The sequence below is a fragment of the Streptococcus sanguinis genome, from assembly GCF_050222175.1.
In the GTDB taxonomy this organism is placed as follows: Bacteria; Bacillota; Bacilli; order Lactobacillales; family Streptococcaceae; genus Streptococcus; species Streptococcus sanguinis_M.
The window spans coordinates 84,435-103,409 of sequence record NZ_CP071420.1 but is presented as its reverse complement, the minus strand read 5'-3'; the positions used below and the strand labels follow the sequence as shown (position 1 = coordinate 103,409).

Here is an 18,975-nt window from a genome sequence, read left to right as displayed (position 1 = left end):
CAAAAAACGAAAACCTCACTGGTTTTCGTTTTTTTCAATATGATAGAGCTCCTCAATAATCCCCGCAACCTTCTTAATGTCTCCCAACATGCCGCGCATTTCAAAATCAGCCAAAACCGGAAATCCGAACCGCTCTGAGTATTGCTTGGCTGTCAGACAGTATTGGTTGTTAAAGTTACGATTGCCGCTGCCAATGACCCCCAGACACTTGCTGGCATTCTGACCATAGGCGATAAAATCCCCTACATCGGTTGTCAGAATTTCTACATCGCCATTGTCCACACCATTGCCACCCTCCAGATAAGTCGGCAGAAAAGCGATAAAAGGATTGTCCATTTCAAAAAAGGGAATTCCTTCCTTTACCAGGTCTTTGATATGAATCTTCTCTACTTCTAGGCTTGGATGCTGCTCCAGCAAATAGTCTGTCAGCCGACGGACGAAACTCTCTGTATTGCCGCTCAGGCTGATGTAAACCAAGGAAACCTTTGTCATTTTACTCTCCATTCTAAAAAATAACAGATATTGCTTCTTAAAATTGTAAGCACTTATCTGTTATTTGTCAAATTTTATTCGTTTGCAGCTAGTTCCGCTTTTTCAGCCTCTTTTTGCTGCTGGATTAGCTTAAAGACGACGATTGAAAGATAAATTAAACTGATAATAAAGCCCAGCACTGTTCCTAAAAGAAGGCTGTTTGAATGCGTTGCAATGTTTTCAGGGCTTGTAAATACCTTGCCAACAATTCCTTTCGATGAAATATAGACGTAAACTTGAGATAACAAACTGACTAGTATATAAACGATATAGCTAATATTAGCCATCTGCAGATTTTTTCTAACCAAAAAGACGATAGATGCTATTAACAGAGCCGTCATAACGAAAAAAATAATCATATTCATTCCATTACGAAGAAATTCAAAATAAAGTTGATTAAACTGATTTGTCTGATCACTCAACTCTTTTGAGAAATTTATTTGTGTATAATCTACCTCAGAAAACTTGGAGAAAAAACGGCTCCATACTCCCAGTAAAGTTCCGATTGCTGACAATCCCAGCAAAACATAAAGATAAATTGGTTTCTTTTTCATGAACGCCTCCTGTAAAGAAATATTTTCACTTATTATACACCGAAAAGAAAAAGCTGACAAGGCCAAGAGGCTTTCACCTTTTCAGAAGCCCAAACAATAGCTAAATCCTTATTTATTTCTTCGACTAAAAAATCAAAGCCGAAACACTGCTGTCTCGGCTTTTTTTATTTAAAGAATATTAGCTGTTCAAGTGCCATACTTCTTCTTCGTATTGAGCGATAGTACGGTCAGATGAGAAGAAGCCAGCTTTGGCGATATTGACGATGACTTTGTCCATCCATGCATCGCGGTCTTCGTAGTCCGCCAGCATGCGCTCTTTCACTTGGATATAGTCTTCCAGATCCAGCAGGGTCATGAACCAGTCCTTGCTGATCAGTTCATTGTAAAGACGTTCCAAGCGTTCAGCTTTACCAACTGCCAATACTTCATCGCTGACGATAAAGTCAACCAATGGCTTGATAGCTTCACGTGCATAGTACTCACTAGACTTGTAAGCAGATTTTGCGTAGAGGTCAATAACAGTCTCAGAATCTTCACCGAAGATGTAGATGTTGTCTTCGCCGACTAGCTCTGCAATCTCAACGTTTGCTCCGTCCATTGTACCAAGAGTCAAAGCACCGTTAAGCATGAACTTCATGTTACCAGTACCAGATGCTTCCTTAGAAGCCAGGGAAATCTGCTCAGAAATGTCACCAGCTGCAATCAAGAAGCTAGATGCTGTAACATTGTAGTTTTCTACCATAACTACTTGCAGGTGTGGAGCTACTTGAGGGTCATTAGCAATCACTTCTGACAAGCAAAGGATGAGGTGGATGATGTCCTGAGCAATCGTGTAAGCAGGAGCAGCCTTACCACCGAAGAAGACAGTGATTGGACGAGCAGGGATGTTACCAGCCTTGATGTCCAGATACTTGTGGATAACGTACAAAGCGTTCATTTGTTGGCGTTTGTACTCATGCAGACGCTTGATTTGGATATCAAAGATAGAGTCTGGATTGATTTCCACACCTTGGGCTTCCTTCAAGTGACGAGCCAATTTACGCTTGTTGTGAGCCTTGATGCCTTCCAATTTTTCTTTAACATTTGCAGTGCCAGTGAATTCCAACAAGCCTTCGAGCTTAGTTGCATCATGGTGCCAGTCGCGGCCCAGCAACTCATCCAGATAATGAGACAGACGTGGGTTGGCATGCATGAGCCAACGACGGAAAGTAATACCGTTGGTCTTGTTATTGAATTTTTCAGGGTAGATATCGTAGAAGGCCTTGAGCTCAGAGTTTTTCAGGATTTCTGTATGCAGAGCGGCAACCCCATTGACACTGTATCCGTAGTGGATATCCATGTGAGCCATGTGCACACGATCGTCTTCATCAATGATTTGCACTGCTGGATCTGCGTATTTAGCTTTAACGCGCTTGTCAAGCTCTTTGATGATTGGTACCAGATGCGGTACTACTTCTTTCAAGAATTCCAGAGGCCATTTTTCAAGAGCTTCTGCCAGAATCGTGTGATTTGTATAAGCAGTCATCTTCTGTACGATAGCAATTGCTTCATCCAGATCCAAACCACGCTCAGTCAAGAGACGAATCATTTCTGGGATAACCAGAGATGGGTGAGTATCATTGATTTGGATGACAGCATAGTCTGCCAAGTCGTGCAGGTTGCTGCCTTTTTCAATCGCTTCGTCAATAATCAGCTGAGCACCATTTGAAACCATGAAGTATTGCTGGAAGATACGGAGCAGCTCACCTTGCTTGTCACTATCATCTGGATAGAGGAAGAGGGTCAAGTTGCGAGCGATATCTGTCTTATCGAAGTCAATACCGTCTGTGATGATATCCGCATCCACTGAGTCCAAATCAAAGAGACGAAGACGGTTCTTAGTTTCTGTCTTGTAACCTGGCACATCAATATCATAAAGAGTAGATGTCAGAGTGAAGTGAGCAAATGGCACTTGGTAGCTACGGCTAGAGCGAACCAACCAGTTTTGCTCAGTCAGCCAGAAGTTAGGAATAGTTGTCTGTTCGTTGTTTTTCAAAACCTGTTGGAAAAGACCAAAGTGGTAGTTCAGTCCTACACCATCACCATTGAGACCCAATGTCGCAATAGAGTCCAAGAAGCAGGCAGCCAAACGGCCCAAGCCTCCGTTACCCAGAGACGGCTCCAACTCAACTTCTTCTACCTCAATCAAGTCTTTACCAGCATCTGCCAGTTCTTGCTTCACATCATCGTAAAGTCCAAGGTTGATCAAGTTGTTAGACAAAAGTTTACCAATCAGGAACTCTGCTGAGATATAGTAGAGTTTTTTCTTACCAGTATTGACTGGCTTTTGAGCACTGGCTAATTTAGTGTAGTTTAAAAGAGCCAGATAGAGTTCTTCGTTGCTGCAATCAGCAAGATTTTTTGAATAAGTATTTTTGATATAAGTTTGTAAGTTTGACATGATTAATCCCTTCAAGCCTAGTTAGCTATTATTTATTTGTTAATTAAATCGGTATTCATACGACGGTAAGTCTTGGTCAAGCTGTAAAGCTCACCTTCGATGATTGGATTCAGCTCTTCAGCTGTCATCCGCCAAGTCCAGTTGCCACCAATTGTGGATGGATAGTTCATCCGTGCTGCACTGTCTAATTCCAGTAGGTCTTGCATGGTCGCAATGGCCATAAAGCTGACTGAAGCAAAGATTGTGCGCAGCATTGCATGAGGTACTGTTTCGTACTCCTTACGATTGGTGTACTGTGCCATGTACTGGCGAGTAGCGTCGTCAATCTCATCCTTGTACCAGCCCAAAACAGTATTGTTATCATGGGTTCCTGTATACATGACTGAGTTGTTTGGCGCCAGATGCGGACTGTCGATGCTTTCATCATCAGGATTGAAAGCGAATTGCAAGATCTTCATTCCTGGGAAACCAGTGCGCTCGCGCAGCTCGATCACTTCATCCGTCATAAAACCTAGGTCTTCTGCGATGATATTCAAATCACCCAAGGCTTCCTTGACTGCAGCAAAGAGCTTGTAGTCTGGGCCTTTAACCCATTTACCAGTAGCAGATGTATCTGAGTCAGCAGGCACTTCCCAGTAAGACTCAAAGCCGCGGAAGTGGTCGATACGGACAATGTCGTAAATCTTGAAGCTTTCGCGCAGGCGCTCAATCCACCAAGCATAGCCATCTTTATCCATCGCTTCCCAGTCATAGATAGGATTGCCCCAAAGCTGGCCAGTTTCTGAAAATTCATCTGGCGGGCAGCCTGCCACACAGGTCGGCTTGCCAACAGCGTCCGTCTTAAAGAAGTGCGGCTGTGCCCAGACATCAGCACTGTCAGCTGCCACATAGATTGGCATATCTCCGACAATCTCAATGTGATGTTCATTAGCATAGGATTTTAATCTTAACCACTGCTTAAAGAAGAGATACTGGGTCACACGATGGTAGGTCAGCTTGTCAGCCAGCTTCTCACGATAAGAAGCGAGACTAGCAGCCTCACGGCGGCGGATTGCTTCATCCGGCCACTCAGTCCAAGCTAGATTATCAAAATGCTCTTTGATAGCCATGTACTCAGCGAAAACTTCCAGCCAAGCTGCATTTTGCTCCACAAAGCTCTCATAGTCAGACAGATCGTCTGCTTTCAAGAAGTGAGCAACTGCTTTTTCCATGATTGGACGGCGGGCATCGAAAATCTTTGCATAATCCACTTTTCTAGGATCATCTCCAAAATCAGCTCTCTTGACATCTGCCTCGTTCAGCAAACCTTCTTCTATCAGAATATCAAAATCGATAAAGTAGGTATTCCCCGCAAAAGCAGAGAAAGACTGATAAGGAGAATCACCATAACTGGTCGTTCCCAGTGGCAAAATCTGCCAATAGCGCTGCTTGGTGCGAACCAAGAAGTCTACAAAATCATAAGCACTTTGGCCAAAAGATCCGATACCGTACTTGCCCGGAAGGGATGAAATGTGCATGAGCACGCCGCTTTGACGTTTTTTCATTTTGTCACCTCGTTATTTTTCCTCTACGCCTTTTCATTTTTACTTAATGCAAACGTTTGCGTCGACTTGATTATAACCTATTTTTTTTTTTAGTGCAAGGGGTTTTTGAGATTTTTTTCAATTTATTGGTTAATGGATATAATGCTCTTTTAGGACTCTCTTACAGCCCCAATTGTTTACCGTTTTTCTCTTCTTGCAAGCGTTCTCTTTTTGTGTTAAAATGTTCTTACAAACAGAAAACGTTTGCGTTTGTGGAGAATCCGCCTCATACTTGCTTTTTTGACCACAATAGTCAGGCAAAACCACTGTCGCTGCTAGCTATTTTTGGCACAGGTTTGCATGACTCTTAGAAAGCAAGTGCTTCTACTAGTAGATTTAAAATAGTTCATGTTATCGTAAGGATTTCCAGCAAATGCAGGCCTTTAGGAGGTTTTTATGCGAGTTACTATCAAAGAAGTCGCAAAACTAGCAGGCGTATCACCCTCTACCGTGACCCGCGTCGTACAAAACAAATCAACCATCAGTGAAGAAACCAAAAAACGGGTCCGTGCTGCTATGAAGGAACTGGACTATCATCCCAACCTCAATGCTAGAAGTCTGGTCAGCCAATCCAGCCAGGTCATCGGTTTGGTTCTGCCGGACGACTCAGATGTCTTCTATCAAAACCCTTTTTTCCCAACTGTGTTGCGGGGGATTTCTCAGATTGCTTCTGACTATGACTATGCCATCCAGATCAGCACCGGGCAAGATGAACAGCACCGCTTGGAAAATATGAAGCAGATGATTTTAGGAAAGCGAGTAGACGGACTGATCTTCCTTTATTCTAAGCAGGACGATCCTTTGGTCGACTTTGCAGTCAGAAACAACTTCCCCTTCCTTATCCTTGGGAAAGCTGTCTCACCTTTCATCTCTCTGGTGGACAATGACAATATTAAGGCCGGCTATGACGCGACCAGATACTTCCTTGACAAGGGCTATCGAAAAATCGCCTTTCTGGCCGGGAATAAGGAGTTGGTCGTTTCTCAAGATCGTTACACAGGCTACAAGCAAGCTCTGAATGAAGCAGACCGACCTTTGGATGAACGCATTATCAAATTTGCCTTCGGTTTCCTTCTGGAAGACAACAGTTACAAGATTATGGAGGAGCTGCCGCTGAATGAGATTGAAGCTATCGTAACCTCTGATACCTTGGTAGCAGAAGGAGCCCTGCACTATCTCAAAGATCAGAACTACCAGATTCCCATTATCACCTTTGATTCTCTCAAACCGCGCATTGATGTGGATGCCTATATCGATATCAATGCCCTCGAGCTTGGGAAAGAGTCCTTCCGGACCCTCTTCCAAATCATCAAGGACAATAAAGAAGACAAGCAAATCTGCTATCGCCAGCTGATTCCGCATAGCATCAGCACTCGCTAATCCGAATGCTTTTGCTCATTCATCAACGATTCACATATCGGCCTTGTCCCAACCCAGGGCAAAGCCTGAACTAAAAGCAATTACCCGAAGAGAAACCGACAAAGAAAGAGGAAAAACATGGCCTTTCGTATTTTTCAAGCCTATTTAGATGACGAAAACATCATCACCATCGAACTGGAAAAGAGCTTTGATGCCTACTCCATCCACTTTACACTGGAAGACAAGCACAGCTCCAGCCCCTTAACCATCAAAAACATCAACAATCAGGAAGATCGGATTATCTACACCGTGTCAGCTAATGAGCCCATTGACCTGACACAGTCCTACAAGGTCTATGATCAAGACCGCAACCATACCGACTTGCAGTACCGCCATATCGTGAAAAAGCCTGTTTTCGATGATATTTTTGACTATGCAGGCGACGATTTGGGAGCTCAATACAGTCCCCAAGCCACCGATTTCAAACTCTGGGCACCGATTTCCGAAAAAGTCCTCCTGCATCTGAAAGACCAAGTTCACCATCTCAAACGTCTGGATAAGGGAGTCTGGCATACCCGGATTGAGGGAGATTTAGAGGGAGCCTCCTATTCTTATCTCCATAAGATCAATGGCAAGTGGGTGGAAGTCCACGATCCCTACGCCCTATCCTCAGATGTCAATTCGGGCAACAGCTATGTCATCGATCTAGACAAGATTAAAAAGCCGATCAAACGAGCAAAAACACAGCTGAATCCGACAGAAGCCGTCATTTATGAAATGAGCGTCCGCGATTTCTCTATGCAGAAAGAAGCTGGTTTCTCCTATCCTGGGAAGTTTGCCTCACTGAGCGAATCTCCAGTTGTTCACGGTCAGAAGTTTGGTCTGGACTATCTGAAAGAGCTAGGTATCAGCCATGTGCAGCTTCTGCCTGTCTACGACTTTGGCAGCGTTGATGAAAAGCATCCAGAGCTCGTCTACAACTGGGGCTACGATCCTGTCCAGTACAATGTCCCAGACGGCAGTTTTGCCAGCGACCCACGAGACCCCTATGCCCGTATCATAGAGCTACAGGCGGCCATTACTGCCTTCCACAATGCTGATATCAGCGTCATCATGGACGTGGTCTACAATCATGTCTATGATGCCAACAGCTATGCTTTTGAAAAAATTGTGCCCGGCTATTTTTTCCGACTCAATGACATGGGCTACCGGACCAACGGGACTTTCTGCGGCAATGATGTAGCCAGTGAGAAGGCCATGGCCCGCCGCTATATCAAGCAGTCGGTCAAGCAATGGGTTAGTCTCTATGGCTTTGACGGCTTCCGCTTTGATCTGATGGGGATTTTAGATATCCAAACCATGCAGCAGATAGCCGACGAACTCAAGACGCTCTATCCTAACATCTATCTCTATGGTGAAGGCTGGCAGATGGACACTGGACTGGCAAGTGAGCGATTGGCTCACCAGTACAATGCTGCCCAGCTGCCAGATTATGGATTTTTCAGCGACCATTTCCGTGACAGTCTCAAGCAGACCATCGCCCAAGGCCGGCAAATCGAGAGCAAGACTCCTGCCAGTCAGCTTGAGAATGTCCTGACAGCCAATATCGGTCTAAAAGGCAAGGCTCACTTCATAGCGCCCCAGCAAGCTATTAATTATGTGGAGTGCCATGACAATGCAACAGTTTTTGACTATTTTGATATCGTCAATCCCGCTATCACCCTGCGGGACCGGCTGTCCAATTCGCGGCTGGCTCTCCATCTCGTCCTGCTGGCTCAAGGTGTTCCCTTTATCCACAGCGGTCAGGAATTTTTCCGGACTAAAAATCTGATTGACAACACCTACAATATGCCTGACGAAATCAATAAACTAGACTGGCTGCGCTCCCTGCATTATACAGAGGATATTGCTTTTCTTAAAAAGCTGATTGCCTTTCGCAGGGCACACCCGCTGCTGCATCTAAAGACCAGCACCGCCATCAAGCAAGCCTGTCAGGTCAACTGGCTGACAGACAGTTTATTGGAGTACAAGATTCAAGACAGCAAAGAAAGTATGACAATCGTCATCAACTTTGGCAACCAAGAGGCTGCCTACGAAAACAAAAACAAGCAAAAGTTGCACCTCCAATACCCAGCCATTGATGCCCAAAAACCAATCGCACCACTAGCTGACAGTTACAGCCTAGCTGGCAAGCAGTTGATTGTGTTGAAATAGATTATAAAACATCAGCCAATGAATAAGCTGATGTTTTTGTTTTTTATAATCCCAAGTAATCCTCGACTGCTGCCTGCATTTGGTCTGCAGCGACCGTCGTTTTGTGACGCACTGGGGCTGTTTCTAAGCCATCCACAGCTGGTGGCAAGGCTACACCAGAAAGTTCGTGCAGTTGGTCCAAAGCCTCAAAATCACTAAGTCCTGTTTGGCCAGTCACAGCCTCAACAGCCACAACTGGGAATTTATAAGGACTAGCGGTAGACGCGATAACAGTCTTGCGCTGATCACCTGTTTCTGCCAAGTATTTTTGATAGACAGCAGACGCAACGGCAGTATGAGGGTCTTCGATGTAGTCAGATTCTTGATAGACCCGCTTGATTTCAGCTGCTGTTTCTTGCTCTGTCGCATAATCAGCCGCAAAGAGCTCTAAAATCTCAGCGTCAAAGTCCGTCAGTTCATACTGTCCATGCTCATTCAGGGCCGCCATCAAGGCAGCTGTTTTCTCAGCGCTGTTACCAGACAGGTGGAAAATCAAACGCTCCAAGTTAGAGGAAACCAGAATATCCATGGATGGACTAGATGTCACCTTGAAGCTCCGCTTCTTGTCATAAACCTGAGTCTTGAAGAAGTCTGTCAGAACATTGTTTTCATTTGATGCGCAGATTAGCTTGCCAACTGGCAGACCAATTTGCTTGGCATAGTAGGCCGCCAGGATATTACCAAAATTACCAGTCGGAACGGTAAAGTTTACCTTGTCTCCTGCTGTTATTTCTCCCGTCTTTACTAGCTGAGCATAAGCATAGACATAGTAAACAATCTGCGGCACCAAACGGCCGATATTCATGGAATTAGCTGATGAAAACTGGAGTTTGTGCTCCAAGAGACGAGCTCGTAGGTCTGTGTCATTGAACATGTGCTTGACATTGGTCTGGGCATCGTCAAAGTTGCCATCAATGGCCACCACATGCGTATTGGCACCTGTCTGCGTCGTCATTTGCAGCTCTTGGACCTTGCTGACACCATCTTTCGGATAAAAGACGATAATCTCAGTTCCTGGAACATCCGCAAATCCTGCCATAGCTGCCTTACCTGTGTCGCCAGAAGTCGCCGTCAAAATGACAATTTTGTTTTCCAAGCCGTGCTTTTTGGCTGCAGTTGTCATCAAGTGAGGCAGGATGGACAGAGCCATGTCCTTGAAGGCAATGGTCGCTCCGTGGAAAAGCTCTAGATTGTACTGACCATCCAGCTTGACCAAGGGAGCAATCGCCGCATCATCAAACTTGCTGTCATAGGCATGGTTGATACAGTGGTCCAGCTCCGCTTCAGAAAAATCATCCAAAAAAGCAGACAAAACCAGCTTGGCTACTTCCTGATAAGAAGCGTCTTTGAGCTTGGCAAAGTCTAAATCGACCTGCGGATAGGTAATAGGCGTAAAGAGCCCGCCGTCTGTTGCCAAGCCTTGCAGAATCGCCTGGCTAGCTGTTACTCTATTCTTTTCGTCGCGTGTTGATTGATAAACTAAGGTCATTCTCTCTCATCCTTTATCTGTAGTTCGCTTTATTATACCAAAATTTATCAGAAAATTCTCGCTTTTTCACAGAGAATATAAGAAAAAGCCCATTTCTGAGCTTGTTTTCATCTTATTCATTCATTGATACGTGAACGTGATCGTAGTGGTTTTCAGTTACGCTGCCACGGTCTGGCATTTGGTTCCAAGTATTAGCTGGTCCATAAATGCTTTCAAATGGTGCATAGAACTGTTGCTGCCAGATAACGTAAGAGATTCCTCTTTCAGTCATATTAGAAGTAACATCGGCTGCGACCTGGTTTCCTAACTCGGTATTTTCACCAACGATAAAGTCAGCCGCCAAGCCCTTACCATGATCTCCGCTATCACCTGGACGGTAAAGACTAAATTCTGTAATTCCATATTTAGCTGCTATCTCTTCTTTCAGAGCTGCAGTTTGTGGCTGAAGACCCTCATTAGCAGGATTGTTAGTTGTCACGCTAGCAGCGTCTGTTACAGCTGGAGCGTTGTAAGTTGTAGGTTCAACTGCAGCAGTTGCTTGACTGACTTGGTCTTGGCCTAATTCAGTAGCTTCTGGAGCCGCCTCTGCTGGTGCTTCTGGACTTGTAGCTACTGCCGGCTGTGGCGCTGCTTCTACAGGAGCGGCTGCATTTGCTTCCGCAGCTGGGGCTGCTTCACTTGCAACTTCTGCTACTGGGGCAGGAGCTTCTTCAGCAGGCGCTGGTGCTTGATCTGCTGGAGCTGCAACAGCTTCCTCAACAGCCGGAGCTGGAGTTTCTGCTGCTTGAGCCGGTGCCGCTGGAGCGGCTTCTTCAGTACCAAAAATCTCACTTGCTGTATAATCTTCCGTTACCAATCCTGCATTATTTCCTGCTTGGTAGCTTTGGATTTCTACAGAGGTAATTTCGTTGTGCCCATTTGCTGTAATGGTCAAAACAGTACCTGGGAAAATCAAGTCAGCATTGGCAATTTGATTGATTTTAGCCAAATCAACAAGATCAATGTTCATCGCTTGAGCAATATTTCCCAAAGTGTCTCCATATTGAACAGTGTAAGTTTGTTGATTTTCATTACTCGTAATATCTGCTTTGATTTGCTCAACTGTTCTAGCAGTCCAGTTTTGTGGCTGCTCCTCAGCTCGCGTTGTCAACAAAGGCAATGCTGACAAAGCAACAGTTGAAGCCAAAAGTAATTTCTTATTCATTTTCATATGCAAAATGCACCTTCCTAATCATTCATGATACGAAAACCATCTTACCATAATTTTTCTAAGAAAAAAGCCTTTTTCGACCTATTTAACAAAACTGTCCGCCCTTTGTAATATGGAGATTTTTTTGTAACATATAAAAAATGGCAGTAAGCAAAAGAACCCCGTTTAGAGAGGTTCTGTTTCTTTTGGACTTATTTAAACTCTTGGTATTCGGCTAAACTGAACCCGACCTAAGCTCTTGGCAAAAAAGATAAAATCCCTAGAAGCTATCGCTTCTTCGTCTATTTTTGCTGTGAATATATCTATTTACTCTGGCTTAGTTCAGCTAAATCGAACTACGGCTAAAAACTCGGAAAAAAGAGAACTGGACTTGGATTCATCGAATCCATCGTCCAGTTCCTATTTTTCAGTCGTTTTTTAACGCCTACGCATCTTACTTCACCTTCATCATTCGGACGAGGCTGGCTCGTTCGGCTTCTTCCAGCTTCATTTCGATGTAGTAGATGGTTTCTTTGAGGTCAGGGATGGTAGCATACTCTAGCCCGTTGACCCGACGGCGGGTTTTCTCGATTTCATCCGCCATGAGCTGGCAGCTTTTCTCAATCTCAGCCAGTCGCAGCAAGTCAGGAAGCAGATCGCTCATGCTTTCAATGGTTTCATCCATCTGGCTGTTAGACGCCACATAGCTATAAACCACGTCTCCCTCGTCATCACTATGCGGATTGTCAATATGAGCGTGCATCTTGGGCACGCGCACACTCATGATATTCTCAGTCTCCACATGCAGATTGACCTCCCGCGTAGGGACGGCAAAAATCTCCTCGACCATGAGGTCGCTCTCCAGCGCCTTTGCCATGACAAAGTCCTGCAGGTGACCGACCAGAGCGGATTCGACCTTTTGGCGGAGCTGATTGTTCTCACGGACAGACTCAATGAAGCGCCGCATCAGCTCATCCCGCTTGTCCTTGAGCAATTTATGCCCACGGACAGCCGTTTTGAGACGGGCTTTTAAGTTATTCAGCTCCATCCGAGTCGGCTTGACATTGAGTCGCGTCATCTTTCTTCCTCCTTGGTTTGCGGCAGGTATTGATCAATCATATCGTCCTTGATCCGCTTAAGCTCCGTTCTAGGTAAGATGGACAGGAGTTCCCAGCCTAGATCCAAGCTTTCCTCAATGGTTCGATTGGTCTGGAAACCTTGATTGATGTATTCCTGCTCGAAGCGGTCGGTAAAGCGTACATAGAGCTTGTCCGTTTCGGACAGGGCGGATTCCCCCAGAACGACAGCCAGCTCCTTGGCCTGCTTGCCTTGCGCATAGGCGGCGAATAATTGGTTCATAGTTGCGGCATGGTCTCCCCTAGTCTTGCCCTCACCTGAACCCTTGTCCTTGAGACGGGACAGAGATGGCAGGACATTGATAGGCGGACGATAGCCACTGTTGTAAAGGTCGCGCGAAAGGATAATCTGACCTTCCGTAATATAACCTGTCAAGTCTGGAATCGGATGGGTAATGTCATCCTCTGGCATGGACAGGATCGGAATCTGCGTCACAGAGCCTTTCTTGCCGACCAGACGTCCAGCCCGCTCATAAAGGGTGGATAGGTTAGTATAGAGGTAACCCGGATACCCACGGCGGCCCGGCACTTCACGACGAGCTGCGGAAACTTCCCGCAGGGCCTCACAGTAGTTGGTCATGTCAGTCATGATGACCAGAACGTGCATGTCCTTTTCATAAGCCAGGTACTCGGCTGCTGTCAGGGCAATCCGCGGCGTTGCAATCCGCTCGATAGCTGGGTCATTAGCTAGATTGATAAAGAGCACCGAGCGGTCAATGGCTCCCGTCTCCCGGAGGTCATTCATGAAAAACTCGGCTTCTTCAAAGGTAATCCCCATGGCCGCAAAGACCACGGCGAAGTTTTCGTCAGAGTTAAGCACGGTAGCCTGACGGGCGATTTGAGCGGCTAATTCCTTGTGGGGCAGACCAGAGCCAGAGAATACTGGCAGTTTTTGTCCCCGAACCAAGGTATTGAGGTGGTCGATGGCTGAAATACCGGTCTGGATAAACTCATCCGGATAGTCGCGAGCTACTGGATTGATGGCTTGACCGTCAATATCCAGATATTTTTCTGGCAAGATAGCTGGGCCGCCATCAATTGGCTTGCCCATGCCATTGAAAATCCGGCCTACCATGTCTTCTGACACTGGCAGCTCTAGCGGACGGCCCGTAAAGCGGACCTTAGCTTTTTCCAGATTGATACCGCTTGATCCCTCAAAAAGCTGGACCATAGCCTTGTCTTCTTGGACTTCCAGAACCTGGCCCTGACGCTTGCTGCCATCATGCAGCTGGATTTCTACCAATTCATTGAAATGCACGCCAGCGACTTGGTCGACAATCATCAGAGGGCCGACAACTTCACTAACGGTGCGGTATTCTTTAATGACGCTCATTGTCTAGTCCTCCTTGGGCAAGAATCTGGTGCAGGGTTTCCTCGATAGTCTGACTGAGGGCTTGAATTTTTTCCAACTGGTCTTCGTGGATAAACTTGCTGCGGGCAATTCGGTCACGCAGCTCCACCGTTCCTTCCATGATTTCCCGGAAATAAGCTCCCAGCTCCAAGGCACGATTGGCCTCCGCATCGAAAGTCAGGATATTGCTCAATAAAGCTACCTGTTTTTTGAAAGAAGTATAGGTGTCCACATCATCAAAGGCATTCTGCTGCAGGTAGTCCTCGCGAATCATCTTGGCTGCATTCATGGTCAGCCGGTCCTTTTCAGACAAGGAATCCAAGCCAACCAAACGCACGATTTCCTGCAGTTCGCTTTCCTTTTGCAGGATATTCATGGCCTTGGTGACTTTCTCAGCCCAAGCAATCTTCTCATGCTGGTCGATATAGGCTCCCACTTCGTCTAGGTAGAGCGAGTAAGAGCTCAGCCAGTTGATAGCTGGGAAATGCCGGCGTTGAGCCAGCTGGGCATCCAAGCCCCAGAAAACCTTGACAATCCGCAGGGTATTTTGCGTCACCGGCTCAGAAATATCTCCACCCGGAGGTGATACAGCCCCAATAGCAGTAATAGAGCCTTCACGCGCAGTCGAACCGAGCGTTTTGACCCGGCCAGCCCGCTCGTAATACTCAGCAATCCGGCTGCCGAGATAGGCAGGATAGCCTTCGTCACCCGGCATTTCTTCCAGACGGCCAGACATTTCCCGCAGGGCTTCTGCCCAGCGAGAGGTAGAGTCCGCCATGATGGCCACGGAGTAGCCCATGTCACGGAAGTATTCTGCGATCGTAATCCCTGTGTAAATCGATGCTTCCCGGGCTGCCACCGGCATATTGGAGGTGTTGGCAATCAGCACCGTCCGCTGCATGATGGACTGGCCAGTTGCTGGGTCAATTAGTTCTGGAAATTCATTAAGTACGTCGGTCATCTCATTGCCACGCTCACCGCAGCCGACATAGATAACGATGTCAACATTGGCAAACTTGGCCACCTGGTGCTGGACGACAGTCTTACCAGCCCCGAAAGGTCCTGGTACGGCTGCTGCTCCGCCCTTGGTTACTGGGAAGAAGGTATCGATGACCCGCTGACCAGTCACCAAAGGCTCAACTGGAATCAGCTTCTGAGCAAAAGGGCGCCCGCGACGGACTGGCCATTTTTGCATGAGAGTCCCTTTAAAGACAGAACCATCCGCCTGCTCAATCTCGTAAACAGTCTCTTCAACAGTGAAACTGCCAGCTGAGATATTGGTCAAACGTCCACTGACTCCAACTGGCACCATGATGCGGTGCTCCACCAGATTGGTCTCCTGCACCGTTCCCAGAATATCGCCGGACTCAACCGCATCTCCGACAGACAGACCTGGAACAAAATCCCACTTAGCCTCTCGATCTAGATTTGGCAGTTGGACACCACGGACGAGGAAGTCACTCTTCGTGATGTTTTGGAAACGCTCCAAAGGCCGCTGAATTCCGTCAAACATCTGGGAAATCAGACCTGGTCCCAGTTCAACAGACAGAGGGCTTCCAGTCGTGATGACCGGCTCTCCCGGCCCCAAGCCAGAAGTTTCTTCATAAACCTGAATAGAGGCTTGGTCCCGCCGCATTTCAATAATTTCACCGATCAGCCCCAAATCGCCAACCCGGCAGATATCCTGAATATTCGCTTCCTGCATCCCTGATGCCAGCACCAGAGGACCAGAAACTTTGATAATCTTTCCTTGACTCACAATCTTCCTCCATTCTTGGGAGATTTTTCTTGCTTCTACATGAAAATCAAAGCTCAAACTAAGCAACAGTTTGAATTTCATTTCCAAAGAGTGTTTTTTTGATTCTTGCCACGAGTTTGAAATCTTTCTTAGCTAGCTCTAGGGCAAGGATTGTTTCTTTTTATTTTAAAAATCAGATAAGGCTTTTATTTGCTGGCCCTTTTCGTCGAAATTGTCTGAGCTTAGCCATTTTTCTAGACGACCCTTGACGGCCGGCCAATCCGTGTCAATCATAGACAGCCAGTCCGTGTCTCGGTTGCGCCCCTTATAGACAACCGCCTGGCGAAACCTACCTTCATAGGTGAAACCAAGCCGCTCTGCTGCCCGTCTTGACGGCTGATTGAGGGCATCGCATTTCCATTCATAGCGGCGATACTCCAGCCCTTCAAAGACATAGCGTGCCAGCAAGTACTGAGCTTCAGTAGCCAGTCTGGTGCGCTTCAGCTCGGGCGAATAGGTCACCGCTCCCACTTCGATAACGCGGTTATTTCGGTCAATCCTCATCAAGGCAAAAGTTCCTAAAGTCTTACCGCTCTCCTTGTCCACAATTGCATAGTGAAAACGATCCTGTGCTACCAGCATCTGATCTAGCAGCTGAGACCATTCTACCTGACTTTGGGCAGGATTTTGAAAGAGATAGGTCCACATATCCGCAGGAGAATCCGGACCATACACTTCATACAAATCCGCTCCATGCTTGTCCTTGGATAGACGCTCGATAATAACATACTGGCCTTCGATTCGCTCCAAATTAGGCAAGTCCCCCGGCTGAAAATCCGGCAGAGCATCCCCAATAGGTTGACCTAGTTCATTGATTCGCATAAAAACCTCACAATATATCTTGTCCGACAGCCTTTTCGACATTTTCATGAATCCGCGAAAGAGCCAGTCCCGTGCTCCCCTTATGGGTAGGAATGAGCACAAGAGCAGGAATCTCCAGCTGGTCATAGTAGGCCAGGGTTTCTGGAATATCCGCAGCCATATCCTCCGTCAGATAGATAATGCCGAAATCTTCACGGGCGAGCCGACGCAGGGTATTGACCGTCTCCTGAGCTTCCTTCACCGGAAAGGTCTGAAAACCAATCAGCTTAAAAGGGAGGATGGTGTCGCGATTCCCCACAACAGCAATCTTGTAGCTAGTCTTGTCCATAAATCGGTCGCATCCTTTCTCTGATAAGCTCTACCGGCAGCTGATTGTCCATGCCAGTCAAAATCAGCCGCAGATTCTTGACTTCCAGCTCCTTGCCCAGCAGATAGCGGGCCAGAGGGAGCGGTCCATCTGTCTCAAACTGACCAGCCGCAAGCAACTTAACCTGCAAGAGGTCCGCTAGATATTCTAGCTCTACTGTCGTCAAGGTCTGGTTCCGCATTTTTTCCTCGTAGGAGCGCAGATCCAGATCGTAACCGCAGGGATTGACCTGGCTAAACCAAGTCAAGAAATCTCCCTGCTCTGCCATGGCAATCCAGTTGGCAGCAGAGAGGCTCCCTTCATCAGACAGGAGCTGCCTCATAAAGCTGCGCGGTTTTTCCAAGCCAACAGCCCGCTTGACCGTGATGGCATTGTAAAAATCAATAGTCAGATTCACCAGCTGCAGCAGACGGTCATCTTCCAATTCCTGTGTCAGACGCTTAAGATGCTGGAAATAAGCCATGTCCATGCCAATCTCCAGCACGCGCACATCCTGATAATCCTGGTATTCCTGCCAGGTCGCAAGCACCTCGTCCAGCATGAAATCCGGACAATACTCAGCTGAAAAAGCCATGACCAAGTGCTCCAAAACCTCCAGCGAATAGGTCCCCACCGGCATCAGCAAATGCTCCAAGGACTGACCTGTCGCCCGACCCTTGAGAAAAACTTTGAGATTGTGGTAGGTATAGCGGAGCGTGAAAATCTCCACTAACTCCTTACTTGGACTGATCTCAAACGCCCAATTATAAACGGAATACAAATGCTTCATCAGTACTTTCTCAATGGTATTGAGATCCTTGATAGCTTCAGCATCCATGGCATAGACCGTTCCCTGCAGAAGAGCCGAACGGCTGGCAGGATTGTCAGCCTGCAGCAATTGATCATATTGCTGGGGCGTCAAAAAGGAAGCCTCCTGCACGCTAATGGCTGTATTGACTTGAGAGAAGCTTGTTTCACTCATGGTCCGCCTCCTATTCTGCCTGGTCTTTGAAAATATCCTGAGCCAGTCGGTAGCTTTCCTCCTGCCAGACAGAGTCCAGCAAGTCACGATAGAGATAACTATCATCCACTCGTCCTTGGCTCAGCACAAAACCTGCCTGACCGGCTATGGACTGGTCTGAAAAGTGTACTTGCGGAAAGGATCTTTTCAAGTCTTCTAACTGGCTGGAGCTGAATTTCTCAGCTGATAGAGCACCGAAAGTCAGTGCCAACTCTTTCTCTGGGTATTTAGCCAAGACACTCTTCAGAAAATGCTCTTCTTCAGCTGGTGACCAAGCTGCCATCTGAGCATAGGCTTCCTCAAAAAGCTCTCTGAGAACCCGCTGCTTGATGACCAGAGTAGACTGGCGCTTTTGATTTTCCAGCTGCTGAATATCGCGCTGACTGCGCCGGCTGATTTCTTTCAGCTGCTGCTCTCGCTGTCCAAGCTTTTGCCGAACCAGCTGGGCCTCACGTTCCTTGGCTTCCTGTTCTATTTTCTCAGTAGCCTCGGCCAAAAGCAAATGCCCCTTCTCGTGAGCCTGCTCCAAGACAGAAGCTTTGAGATCTGATATGTCAGACATAAAAGCCTCCTTACTTCACATTCAGAACCATGATGAAGGATACAACGAAGGCCAAGATGGCATAGGTTTCAACCATGGCCGCTAGGATAACCCCTTTCATGACCTCTTCTGGTCGCTTGGCCAAAATCTGAATACCAGCGGTCGCTACTCGTCCTTGATGCTTGGCTGAAAAGTAACCAACAATCGCAACTGGCAGAGCTGCTAGGAAATAAGCTACGCCTGATTGCAGAGCCAATTCTGGCTTGATATTAAAGAAGACGGTAATCCCGATAACAAAGCCGTAGAGACCTTGGGTACCTGGCAAAAGTTGTAAAATCAGAGCTTGAGCGAATTTTTCCGGCTGTTCTTTCAAGAGAGCTGCCGCTGCCTGACCGGTGCTTCCAACACCTAGCGCTGAGCCCATTCCGCTGAGAAAGACCGCCAAAGCCACTCCCAGACCTGCAAAAAAGGCTCCGCCGTAAGTTCCAAAATATGATGCTAAATGTTCCATGATTTACTCCTATGAAATTGCTGTAATTCTTGTAAAACCAACAGCTAGTTT

At 46.8% G+C, this 18,975-nt stretch carries 16 protein-coding genes; 2 read left to right on the top strand and 14 right to left on the bottom strand.

Features of this window, described 5'->3' with window-relative positions; genetic code table 11:
* Nucleotides 1-15: 15 nt before the first annotated feature.
* The 4 genes from nrdI to malQ all read right to left on the bottom strand — a co-directional run bounded on the left by nrdI (nt 16) and on the right by malQ (nt 5,069).
* Nucleotides 16-504 (bottom strand): class Ib ribonucleoside-diphosphate reductase assembly flavoprotein NrdI, encoded by a 489-nt coding sequence (gene nrdI / locus J1C91_RS00570; RefSeq protein ID WP_002908478.1) that lies wholly within the window; start codon nt 502-504, stop codon nt 16-18.
* Between the two features lie 62 nt (nt 505-566).
* Nucleotides 567-1,085 carry an ABC transporter permease gene (locus tag J1C91_RS00565; protein ID WP_002908476.1) on the bottom strand — a complete coding sequence of 173 codons (519 nt, stop codon included), beginning with the start codon at nt 1,083-1,085 and terminating at the stop codon, nt 567-569.
* Between the two features lie 178 nt (nt 1,086-1,263).
* Nucleotides 1,264-3,525, bottom strand: coding sequence for a glycogen/starch/alpha-glucan family phosphorylase (gene glgP / locus J1C91_RS00560; RefSeq protein WP_125438917.1), 2,262 nt, complete (start codon nt 3,523-3,525; stop codon nt 1,264-1,266).
* A 32-nt stretch (nt 3,526-3,557) separates the two neighbouring features.
* Nucleotides 3,558-5,069, bottom strand: coding sequence for a 4-alpha-glucanotransferase (malQ, locus tag J1C91_RS00555; RefSeq protein WP_125438919.1), 1,512 nt, complete (start codon nt 5,067-5,069; stop codon nt 3,558-3,560).
* Between the two features lie 435 nt (nt 5,070-5,504).
* Between malQ and J1C91_RS00550 the strand changes: the two genes are divergently transcribed.
* Together J1C91_RS00550 and pulA are read left to right on the top strand one after the other, a co-directional pair.
* On the top strand, nt 5,505-6,488 hold the full coding sequence (locus tag J1C91_RS00550) for a LacI family DNA-binding transcriptional regulator (protein WP_125438921.1): 984 nt from the start codon (nt 5,505-5,507) through the stop codon (nt 6,486-6,488).
* Nucleotides 6,489-6,605: 117 nt separating this feature from the next.
* Nucleotides 6,606-8,681: a type I pullulanase gene (gene pulA, locus J1C91_RS00545; protein WP_125438923.1), complete on the top strand. Its 2,076-nt coding sequence runs from the start codon at nt 6,606-6,608 to the stop codon at nt 8,679-8,681.
* Between the two features lie 43 nt (nt 8,682-8,724).
* On the opposite strand, the gene thrC is transcribed toward pulA, so the two are convergent.
* The 10 genes from thrC to J1C91_RS00495 form a co-directional block, all read right to left on the bottom strand.
* Nucleotides 8,725-10,209, bottom strand: coding sequence for a threonine synthase (gene thrC, locus J1C91_RS00540; RefSeq protein ID WP_002917862.1), 1,485 nt, complete (start codon nt 10,207-10,209; stop codon nt 8,725-8,727).
* 112 nt (nt 10,210-10,321) lie between these two features.
* Nucleotides 10,322-11,419, bottom strand: a complete 1,098-nt coding sequence (locus J1C91_RS00535) for a LysM peptidoglycan-binding domain-containing protein (protein ID WP_002917863.1) — start codon at nt 11,417-11,419, stop codon at nt 10,322-10,324.
* 433 nt (nt 11,420-11,852) lie between these two features.
* Complete coding sequence (locus J1C91_RS00530) at nt 11,853-12,476, bottom strand: V-type ATP synthase subunit D (protein ID WP_002894455.1); 624 nt, start codon at nt 12,474-12,476, stop codon at nt 11,853-11,855.
* Nucleotides 12,473-13,867, bottom strand: a complete 1,395-nt coding sequence (locus J1C91_RS00525) for a V-type ATP synthase subunit B (protein ID WP_002902006.1) — start codon at nt 13,865-13,867, stop codon at nt 12,473-12,475. Before J1C91_RS00525 ends, J1C91_RS00530 begins: the two co-directional genes overlap by 4 nt.
* Nucleotides 13,854-15,644 (bottom strand): V-type ATP synthase subunit A, encoded by a 1,791-nt coding sequence (locus tag J1C91_RS00520; protein ID WP_032909468.1) that lies wholly within the window; start codon nt 15,642-15,644, stop codon nt 13,854-13,856. The genes J1C91_RS00525 and J1C91_RS00520 overlap by 14 nt, the downstream gene beginning before the upstream one ends.
* 165 nt (nt 15,645-15,809) lie before the next feature.
* Nucleotides 15,810-16,505 carry a GNAT family N-acetyltransferase gene (locus tag J1C91_RS00515; protein ID WP_002911403.1) on the bottom strand — a complete coding sequence of 232 codons (696 nt, stop codon included), beginning with the start codon at nt 16,503-16,505 and terminating at the stop codon, nt 15,810-15,812.
* 7 nt (nt 16,506-16,512) lie between these two features.
* Nucleotides 16,513-16,833: a V-type ATP synthase subunit F gene (locus J1C91_RS00510; RefSeq protein ID WP_002894448.1), complete on the bottom strand. Its 321-nt coding sequence runs from the start codon at nt 16,831-16,833 to the stop codon at nt 16,513-16,515.
* Nucleotides 16,820-17,833 carry a V-type ATPase subunit gene (locus tag J1C91_RS00505; RefSeq protein WP_125438925.1) on the bottom strand — a complete coding sequence of 338 codons (1,014 nt, stop codon included), beginning with the start codon at nt 17,831-17,833 and terminating at the stop codon, nt 16,820-16,822. The genes J1C91_RS00510 and J1C91_RS00505 overlap by 14 nt, the downstream gene beginning before the upstream one ends.
* Before the next feature lie 10 nt (nt 17,834-17,843).
* Nucleotides 17,844-18,434 carry a hypothetical protein gene (locus J1C91_RS00500; RefSeq protein WP_002894445.1) on the bottom strand — a complete coding sequence of 197 codons (591 nt, stop codon included), beginning with the start codon at nt 18,432-18,434 and terminating at the stop codon, nt 17,844-17,846.
* 10 nt (nt 18,435-18,444) lie between these two features.
* Nucleotides 18,445-18,924, bottom strand: a complete 480-nt coding sequence (locus J1C91_RS00495; protein ID WP_002898768.1) for a V-type ATP synthase subunit K — start codon at nt 18,922-18,924, stop codon at nt 18,445-18,447.
* Nucleotides 18,925-18,975: the final 51 nt, after the last annotated feature.